Origin of the sequence: Methylobacterium sp. J-070 (assembly GCF_022829385.1) — a bacterium.
GTDB lineage: Bacteria > Pseudomonadota > Alphaproteobacteria > Rhizobiales > Beijerinckiaceae > Methylobacterium.
On sequence record NZ_JAKSXX010000243.1, the window covers coordinates 35642 to 43974 of the forward strand.

The following is an 8333-nucleotide window of genomic DNA, read 5'->3' on the forward strand; positions in this document are numbered from 1 at the left end:
CGAAGACGCCGGCCTCGCAGGACTTGTCCCCCCGACGGAACCGGAGAATCCTGCGCGCGCGGCCGGCCGGTCCGGTAGCGGGGGGACATGTGCCGGACGTCGCGCCCGATCCAGACAGAGCGGCCCGCTTGCCGGGCCGCGCCGCGCGCCTCGGCATCGCCGCCGCGCTGGCATCGGCCGCTCTGGCAGCCTGCGCCGCGTGGCACGCCGCGGCCGCGTTGCCGCCCCTCGATCTCGCGTCCGCGTCGGCGCGGTCGACGGTGGTGCTCGACCGGTCCGGCACGCTGCTGCGCCCCTTCGCGACCGCGGACGGGCGCTGGCGCCTGCCGGTGCCCGCCGACGCGGTCGATCCGCGCTATCGGGCGATGCTGCTCGCCTACGAGGATCGGCGCTTCGCGCACCATCCCGGTATCGACCCGGTGGCGCTGCTGCGCGCCGCGTTGCAATGGGCGGTGCGCGGCCGCATCGTCTCGGGGGGCTCGACCCTGTCGATGCAGGTGGCCCGCCTGATCGAGCCGCGGCGCGAGCGGTCCGTCGCGGCCAAGCTCCGGCAGATCGTGCGCGCAATCGCCCTGGAGCGGCGATTCGGGAAGGCCGGGCTGCTCGACCTCTACATGGCCCTCGCCCCCTACGGCGGCCCGCTGGAGGGCGTGCGCGCCGCTAGCCTCGCCTATTTCGGCCGGGAGCCGGTGCGGCTGACGGCGGCGCAGGCCGCCCTCCTGGTCGCCCTGCCGCAATCCCCCGAGACCCGCCGGCCCGACCGCTTCCCCGAGCGCGCCGCCGCAGCCCGCGACCGCGTCCTGGAGATCGCCCACGCGCAGAGCCTTCTCACCGCGGCCGAGACCGCGGCCGCCAGGGCCGAGCCCGTTCCGACGGTCCGGCGCCCGTTCCCGATGCTCGCGGCGCACGCCGCCGAAGAGGCGGTCGCCGCCGAGCCCGCCGCCGCGGAGATCCGCCTCGCCATCGATGCGCGCCTGCAGGAGCGGCTGGAAGCGCTGGCGACCGAGCGCGCCGCGGCGGCCGGCCCGGACCTTTCGGCCGCGATCCTCGTCCTCGACAATCGCCACGGACAGGTTCTCGCCCAGGTCGGAAGCGCCGGCTACCTCGACCCGACCCGGCGCGGCGCCATCGACATGACGCTCGCGGTGCGCTCCCCCGGCTCCGCCCTGAAGCCGTTCGTCTACGCCATGGCGTTCGAGGACGGGCTGGCGCATCCCGAGACGCTGCTGGAGGACCGCCCCACGCGCTTCTCGGCGAGCTACGCGCCGGAAAATTTCGACCTGAGCTTTCAGGGGACGGTCACGGCGCGGCGTGCCCTGCAGATGTCGCTCAACGTGCCCGCGGTCGCGCTGATGGACGCGGTCGGGCCGGCGCGGTTCATCGCCCGCTTGCGGGCCGCGGGCGCCGGGATCCAGCTCCCGCGCGAGTCGGCGCCGGGCCTGCCCGTGGCGCTGGGTGGCCTCGGCATCACCCTGACCGATCTCGCGCGCCTCTATGCCGGGCTCGCCCGCGGCGGCGCGGTGCCGGACCTGCTTCGCCGCGCCGATGCGACCGCGGCCTCGGCCTCGGCCGAGCAACGGATCGCCGAGCCCGTGGCGTCGTGGTACGTCGCCGACATCCTCCGCGGGACGCCGCCTCCGGAGAACGCGCTGCCGAATCGCATCGCCTACAAGACCGGCACCTCGTACGGCTACCGCGACGCCTGGGCGGCAGGCTTCGATCGGCACGTGACGGTTGTGGTCTGGGTCGGGCGGCCCGACGGCGCCGCCGTTCCGGGGCTCGTCGGGCGGACGGTGGCGGCGCCGATCCTGTTCGACGCCTTCGCGCGCCTGGGGCATGCGCCGGATCCGATTCCGCAACCGCGCGACGTCCTGACGGCCGGGCCCGGCGGCCTGCCGCCGCCGCTCCGGCGGCTGCGCCGCGACGCCTCGGAGGCAGCCGGGCCGGCCCTGCGGATCGCCTACCCGCCGGACGGCGCCCGGATCGACCTCGGCCTCGTCGCGGTCGCGCACGATGCGCCCGGCCCGGCCGGCGGTGCGGGCCTCGCCCTCAAGGCGCTGGGGGGGGTTCCGCCCCTGACGTGGCTCGTGGACGGGCAGCCGGTCGTTCAGACGCCGCGACGCCGCGCCGAGTGGTTCCCGGAAGGTGCCGGCTTCGCGCGGATCTCCGTCCTGGACTCGACCGGCGCGAGCGACAGCGTTTCCGTCCGGCTCGAATAGCGCCGCGCCGTCGTTCGGCCCCCGAGAAGCTTGACCATTGCACGATTTTGCATGGATCGGCGCGTTTAGACTCCAGCGAATGCATGCGGATATTCACCGATCACTAACGGATATGGGTCTATTCGTGTCCGGTGAGGTCGATGATGGCGTGGAAGGTCGGCGCCGCGGTCGCGGTGCTCGTAGGGTTCGTCGGTGTGGGTCTCGGTGGCGGCGACGTCGATCCGCGCCGCGATGGCTGGCGCGCGGCCTACCGCCCCCCGGCCGCGATCCCGTTTCCACCGGAGAATCCCTACTCGGCCGCCAAGGCCGAACTCGGCCGGCGCCTCTTCTTCGATCCGATCCTGTCGGGGGACGGGACCCGCTCGTGCGCGACCTGCCATGTCCCGGATCTGGCCTGGGGCGACGGCCGCGCCCGGGCGGCGACCCGCCAGCAGGACGACATGGACCTGCGGACGCCGACCCTCGTCAACGTCGCGTGGCAGGATGGACCGCTCGGCTGGGACGGCAAGTTCCGCTCGCTGGAGGCGGTCGCCGCGATGCCGATCGCCGCGCCGGGCAACATGAACCTGCCGATGCCGGAGGCCGTGACGCGGCTCTCCGCCGATCCGTCCTATGCGGCCGCCTTCGCCGAAGCCTTCGCCGACCCCGCGGTCACGCGCGAACGGCTGGAGGCAGCCCTGGCGACCTTCGAACGGCTGATCGTGACGAAACCGACGCCCTTCGACAGCTGGATCGGCGGCCGCGCGGACGCGATCGGCGCGGCGGCCCAACGGGGATTCGACCTGTTCAACGGCCGGGCCGGCTGCGCGAGCTGCCATTCCGGCTGGTCGTTCACCGACAACTCGTTCCACGATATCGGGGTCGGGGTCGGAACCGATATCGGCCGCGGCCGGCTGAAGCCCAACTCGGTCGCGCTGACCTACGCCTTCAAGACGCCGACGCTCCGGGAGATCGGCAAGCGCGGCCCCTACATGCACGACGGCTCCGTGCCGACCCTCGAGGCCGTCATCGACCTCTACGACCGCGGCGGCATCGAGCGCCCGAGCCGGTCCCGGTCGATCAAGCCGCTGCATCTGTCGGCGTCGGAGCGGGCCGACCTGCTGGCTTTCCTGGCAACGCTCTCCAGCGGCACGGGCGGCGATCTCATGACGGTATCGTTCGCGAACCTCCCGCCGGCGCCCTGACACCGCGGGCTCCGCCCCGGACGGCATCGGCGCCCGCGGCTCAGCGTCCGATGCCGAGCCCCCGCGGCGGCCCGGGCGGGCTCCGCTGCTCGCAGGCCTCGAGGGCGGCGGCGATGCGGGTCTCGTTGGCGGCGGAGTCGTGCGAGAGGCTCAGCACGGCGCCCAGGGTCCAGCCGCTTGCCAGAAGGCCGACGCCGACCACGCCGAGCAGCCCGTAGGTCATCAGCCGGTTCCGGCGCAGATCGCCCTTGACCGTCTGCACCAGATCCCGGTTGTCCTCGGCGAGACCGTTCCGAGCCGCCACCAGCTCGTTGTACATGTTGGTGATGGCGTTGGTGGACATGTACACGAGCAGCAGGTGGACGACGAAGTCGTCGTCCGTCGTGGTGTTCAAGGCGGCCGCGATCCGCACGGCGAGCTGACGCTCCCAGGGCTGGAGATCGCGGCCGTGGACCGACCGGTAGAACCGCTCGAGGTTGATCACGGCCGGAGCGCATCCCGCCACGCCGTCTGGAAGTTGCGCCGGAGGCGCCGGCCCTCGACGCGCAGGCGCATGGGGGCGCTGTTCGCCAGCGCCTGCCACGTCATGTGCTGGACCCGCAGCGCCTCGATCAGGCGCTCGCCGATGCGCTCGATCTCGATGGTGCGGAAGTTCGGCTGCTTGCGCAGCGCCTTCACGAGGTCGGAGGATTCGAGATAATCGAAATTGGTCGCCTGCGCGGTGTTCTTCGCCAGGATCGCCCGGTCGCACTCGATGAGCATCGGCCGGAGTTCCTTGAGAACCTCAAGGGCGGTGGGATCGACGGCGCCCGCGGCGACGACCACACAGAGGCGGACATTCGCCTCCCGGCAGCTCTCCACGATGATCTCGGCGCAGCGCCGCGTCGTCTCCGTGTCCCCGGCGGGGAAATCGACCACCACGAAGCGCTCCGCGGCCTCGATCACGCGCTCGATCATGTCCTGACACAGGGTCGGGTCGACCCGGCCGGTGCTGTCCTCCGCGCGCAGGCGCTGCCGGAAGCAGGTCAAGCCGTTCCGGCGCGGTACGAAGTTGTCGCTGCCGGGATTGGTCTCCTGCATCAGCGCGGTGTGGAAGTGCCGGTTGGCCGGGTCGGTATCGATCGCCAGGACGGGCCCGACCTCGGCGCAGAGATCGGCGACCTGCAGGGCGATCGTGGTCTTGCCGACGCCGCCCTTGCCGCCAAGGCAGAGGACGAGGAGCTTGCCCGCCGAGCCCAGAAGGTCGCGCTGGATGTCCTGGATCTCGTCCGGGCTGTACCAAGCCGGAACCTTGATCTGCGTACCGTCGGTCATGGGATGTTTCCTTGCTGATGAATGCGGGGGCGGGCCAGCGCGCGCGGCTGGCACGCGCGGGACCGGACCTGCGGGGTTTCAGGGTTCATGCGGTGCGCCCGGCTTCAGGCAGGCCTGCGCCGACGGCGAACCGACATGCGGGTCAGCGGCCTGAACACGCCCCCGGGACGGCGCGCCGGACGGCGACCGGCTCTCACGCGGCCGCCCCGATGCGGCACGCCGTCGACCCCCCCGCGACGGGGTGCAGGGTCGGGCGCCGGTGCGGTCGGATGCGAACGGCCGGATCACGCGTGCGACCCGGCGTCGGCCTGTGTCTGGGGCCGCGGAATGTCGTTCCTCCTCACCCTCCGCCCCGTTACCGGTCCACTGTTGCCGACGACCGCCGCGCGGGCATGACGCCGTTCTAGCCGAGCGCGCCGAGCCTCAGCGCAGAAGAATGCGAGATGCAAGCCCGTATCGCCCTGTCCGGTTACTCTATCCTCTCCTATATCGCAAACATTAACAGATCTATCCGCGGACAACCAAATCGGTTTATACCAGTAATTACTGTCTATTTACGCGAATTGTTACTCAAAAATGGCGATATCGTACGACTATGATCGAAAATCTGGCGATCGTCGCCGCGATGATACTGCTATCCTCGGACGTGTCGGCGACCGGCTTTCCGATCCCGGGGACGGTCCGCAGGGGCGCACGATCTCGGCGGCTCGGGGCTGGCCGGCAAACTGGAGCGATCGGCATCGCTCGACAGGGCCGGCTTTCTCAGGCGGCACGCCGGCCGCGCCGTCGATCCGCCGGCGGATCGGCGCGGCGCGGCCCGCTTCGGGCGGGGCCGTTTAACCGGGATCCACAGCGTTAACCTTTTACTCACATTCGTTAATAAATCCTTGGCGAAATGCGCACGAAGATAGCTAAATAGCTCGGTAACCGCGATGCTGCTGTGGTGCGCCGAGGTCCCGATGCGAAGAGCCGCGAATGCGCTGTTTTCGGGCGGCTGCGCCCTCGGATTGTCGGGCCTAGGGATCCTCGCCGCCACGGGCGCGGCCGAGGCGCACGTGAAATGGTTCTGCGCCTACGACGTGGCCGGTCAGCCGCAGGGCCTCGAGCAGGTGCTGTGCCCGGATTTCGAGTGGCTGACGGGGCTCGCCCTGGTCTGCCTGATGCTGGGCTGCCTGGCCGAGGGCACGCCGCTCGGGGGCGCGCTGCTCAAGGCGCTGGACCGCGTGACCGCGCGGATCCGGACCGACACGGAACTCCTCGTCCGTGCCACGCTGGGTTTTTTCCTGATCTCCCTCTGGAGCCTCGGCGACATCATCCTCACGCCGGAACTCAAGACCGAGGTCGCCTGGATCCCGTGGCTGCAGCTCGCGCTGGCGGGCTGCCTGATCTGGCGCCGGACGATGCCGATCACCGGTCTCGGCCTCGTCTTCCTGTTCAGCTTCGCCACCGCGCAGTACGGCCTGTTCCACCTCGCCGATTACCCGATCTTCCTCGGGATCGCCGCGTATCTGATCGTCCAGGGCCTCGACCTGAAGACCGGCCGCGTCCGCTCCCTCGACCTCGTGCGCTGGTCCGCGGCCGTGACGCTGATGTGGGCCTCCATCGAGAAGTGGGCCTATCCGGAATGGACGGCGCCGCTCATCGCCGCCAAGCCAGAGATGACCATGGGGGCGACGCCCGCGATGTTCATGCAGGCCGCCGGCGTGATCGAGTTCACCCTCGCCTTCGCGCTGCTCTGGACGCCCCTGGTCCGGCGCAGCGCGGCGATCATCCTGGCGGCGATCTTCGTCTCGGCGATCTTCGAGTTCGGCAAGGTGGACGCGATCGGCCATTCCGGGATCATCGTGGTGCTCCTCGGGATCGCGGCGGACGATGTCCGGGTGCCGGTGCGCGTCCGGCAGGCGCTGCTGGCGCCGGCCTGGTACGGAGCGGCCCTGGCCGCCTTCCTGTTCCTCTACTACGTCGGCCACGCGGCCCTGTTCGGCGGCCTCGGCGCGATCCCGGTCATCTGAGGCCGCTTCGGATGCGGATCACCGGGCCGCCGCGAGCGGCGCGACCACGTCCATGAGGCCGTTGATCAGGATCTGCGTCCCGACGCACAGCAGCAGGAACGCGAAGAGGCGCCCGGTCACGCGCGCCCGGGCCGGCCCGATGAGGGCCACCACCCGGTCGGCCGAGGCGTAGATCAGGGCGACCGCGGCGGCCACCACCAGCGCCGCCAGCGTCACGCCGAGATAGAAGCCGAACCGCTCCGCGTAGGCCGTGGGACGGTTGGCCCCCAGGGTGATGGCGACCGCGATCGTGCCCGGCCCTGTGGTGAACGGCAGGGTCAGGGGAAAGAAGGCGATCTCGGAGAGGGGGCTCCGCCCCTGATCCCCCGGCGGCTCGGCGGGCGCCGGCCCCCGATCCGCCGAACCGGACGCCTCGGCCTGCTTGCGCGCCTCGCGGGCCTCCGGCCTGTTCAGCTGGTTCCAGGCCGACGACATCACGACCAGACCGCCGGCGATGCGCAGCGCCCCCAGGGTCACGCCGAAGAAGTTGAGGATCGGCGTGCCGGCCCAGAGCGCGCCGAGCATGATCAGCGCGGCGTAGACGCCGATCCGACGCGACAGCAGGACCCGCTCGGCGTGGCTGTAGGCGTTCGTCACCTGCGCGAAGATGAAGGCGCCGCCGATCGGGTTCACGATCGCGATGAGGCCCGAGAGGGCGAGCAGGAATTGCTGGATGGTGAAATCGACGCTCATCCGGGCATCGTACACGAAACACCCCGCCGCCCAGCGCCTGCGCCGGCCCACGGCCACGCAGCCGGCCTGACGCGGTGCGTCCGCTCCAGGCCCGGGCATCCGCCGATCTGCGACGTTAGGCGCCCGTCACGCTCAGCCCGGAGCCGGGGCCGGGACCAGCACCCGGGCCGGCGCGAGGCGCCGGGCCCGCCGCACCTGCTGGACGGCGACGGGCCGATAGAGCTGCTTCGTCGCGTCGACCACGTGCAGCCCCGCGAAGGGCAGGGCGAGGCTGGTGCCGAGACGCTCCCAGGCGGGGCCGGTGCGCAGCATCACCCGCGAGCGCACCGGCGGCATGTAGAGGGTCTCGGCCCAGCTCACGGGCGAGAACAGCGTGTCGCGCATCAACCGCCCGAGCTGCGAGCGGCTATAGGGCTGGCCGTGGCCGAAGGGCGTCGCCTCGCGGCGGGCCCAGACGCCGCGCCGGTTCGGAACGACGAGGATCATCCGGCCGCCGGGCGTGAGCGTCCGCCACACCTCCTGGAGCAGTTCCGTCGGGCTCTCGACCGATTCGAGGGCGTGGACCAGGATGACCCGGTCGATGGCGGCCTCCGGCAGGGGCATCATCGTCGGATCGGCCAGCGCCGCGCAGGAGCGGCCGCTGTCCGGCCAGTTCACCACGCCCTGCGTCGCGGGCATGAACGCCAAGGTGCGCTCGGCGATGCAGTGCACCGGCCCGAGATAGGGGGTCGCGTAGCCGATCCCGAGGACGCGCAGGCCCGACACCGAGCCCAGGAACTCGTGCAGGGCGCGCCCGACCACGCGGTGCGTCGTGCGGCCCAGGGGGCTGGCGTAGAAGGCCCGCAAGCCATTGACGTCGAGACGCATGAAGG

General features: G+C 71.5%; 7 protein-coding genes. 3 read left to right on the top strand and 4 right to left on the bottom strand.

Annotated features, from left to right (window positions below):
- Positions 1 to 128 precede the first annotated feature (128 nt).
- On the top strand, positions 129 to 2219 hold the full coding sequence (pbpC, locus tag MKL01_RS27985) for a penicillin-binding protein 1C (protein WP_409566364.1): 2091 nt from the start codon (positions 129 to 131) through the stop codon (positions 2217 to 2219).
- A gap of 143 nt (positions 2220 to 2362) precedes the next feature.
- Positions 2363 to 3403: a cytochrome-c peroxidase gene (locus tag MKL01_RS27990; protein ID WP_243908454.1), complete on the top strand. Its 1041-nt coding sequence runs from the start codon at positions 2363 to 2365 to the stop codon at positions 3401 to 3403.
- 40 nt (positions 3404 to 3443) lie between these two features.
- On the opposite strand, the gene MKL01_RS27995 is transcribed toward MKL01_RS27990, so the two are convergent.
- Positions 3444 to 3887 carry a hypothetical protein gene (locus MKL01_RS27995; RefSeq protein WP_243908447.1) on the bottom strand — a complete coding sequence of 148 codons (444 nt, stop codon included), beginning with the start codon at positions 3885 to 3887 and terminating at the stop codon, positions 3444 to 3446.
- Positions 3884 to 4717 carry an ArsA-related P-loop ATPase gene (locus tag MKL01_RS28000; protein ID WP_243908448.1) on the bottom strand — a complete coding sequence of 278 codons (834 nt, stop codon included), beginning with the start codon at positions 4715 to 4717 and terminating at the stop codon, positions 3884 to 3886. The genes MKL01_RS27995 and MKL01_RS28000 overlap by 4 nt, the downstream gene beginning before the upstream one ends.
- A gap of 959 nt (positions 4718 to 5676) precedes the next feature.
- Between MKL01_RS28000 and MKL01_RS28005 the strand changes: the two genes are divergently transcribed.
- Positions 5677 to 6729: a hypothetical protein gene (locus MKL01_RS28005; protein WP_243908449.1), complete on the top strand. Its 1053-nt coding sequence runs from the start codon at positions 5677 to 5679 to the stop codon at positions 6727 to 6729.
- Between the two features lie 18 nt (positions 6730 to 6747).
- Here the strand turns inward: MKL01_RS28005 and MKL01_RS28010 are convergent, their stop codons facing one another.
- Together MKL01_RS28010 and MKL01_RS28015 are read right to left on the bottom strand one after the other, a co-directional pair.
- Positions 6748 to 7461 (bottom strand): MarC family protein, encoded by a 714-nt coding sequence (locus tag MKL01_RS28010; RefSeq protein WP_243908450.1) that lies wholly within the window; start codon positions 7459 to 7461, stop codon positions 6748 to 6750.
- 132 nt (positions 7462 to 7593) lie between these two features.
- Positions 7594 to 8328, bottom strand: coding sequence for a class I SAM-dependent methyltransferase (locus MKL01_RS28015; protein WP_243908455.1), 735 nt, complete (start codon positions 8326 to 8328; stop codon positions 7594 to 7596).
- Between the last annotated feature and the right edge of the window lie 5 nt (positions 8329 to 8333).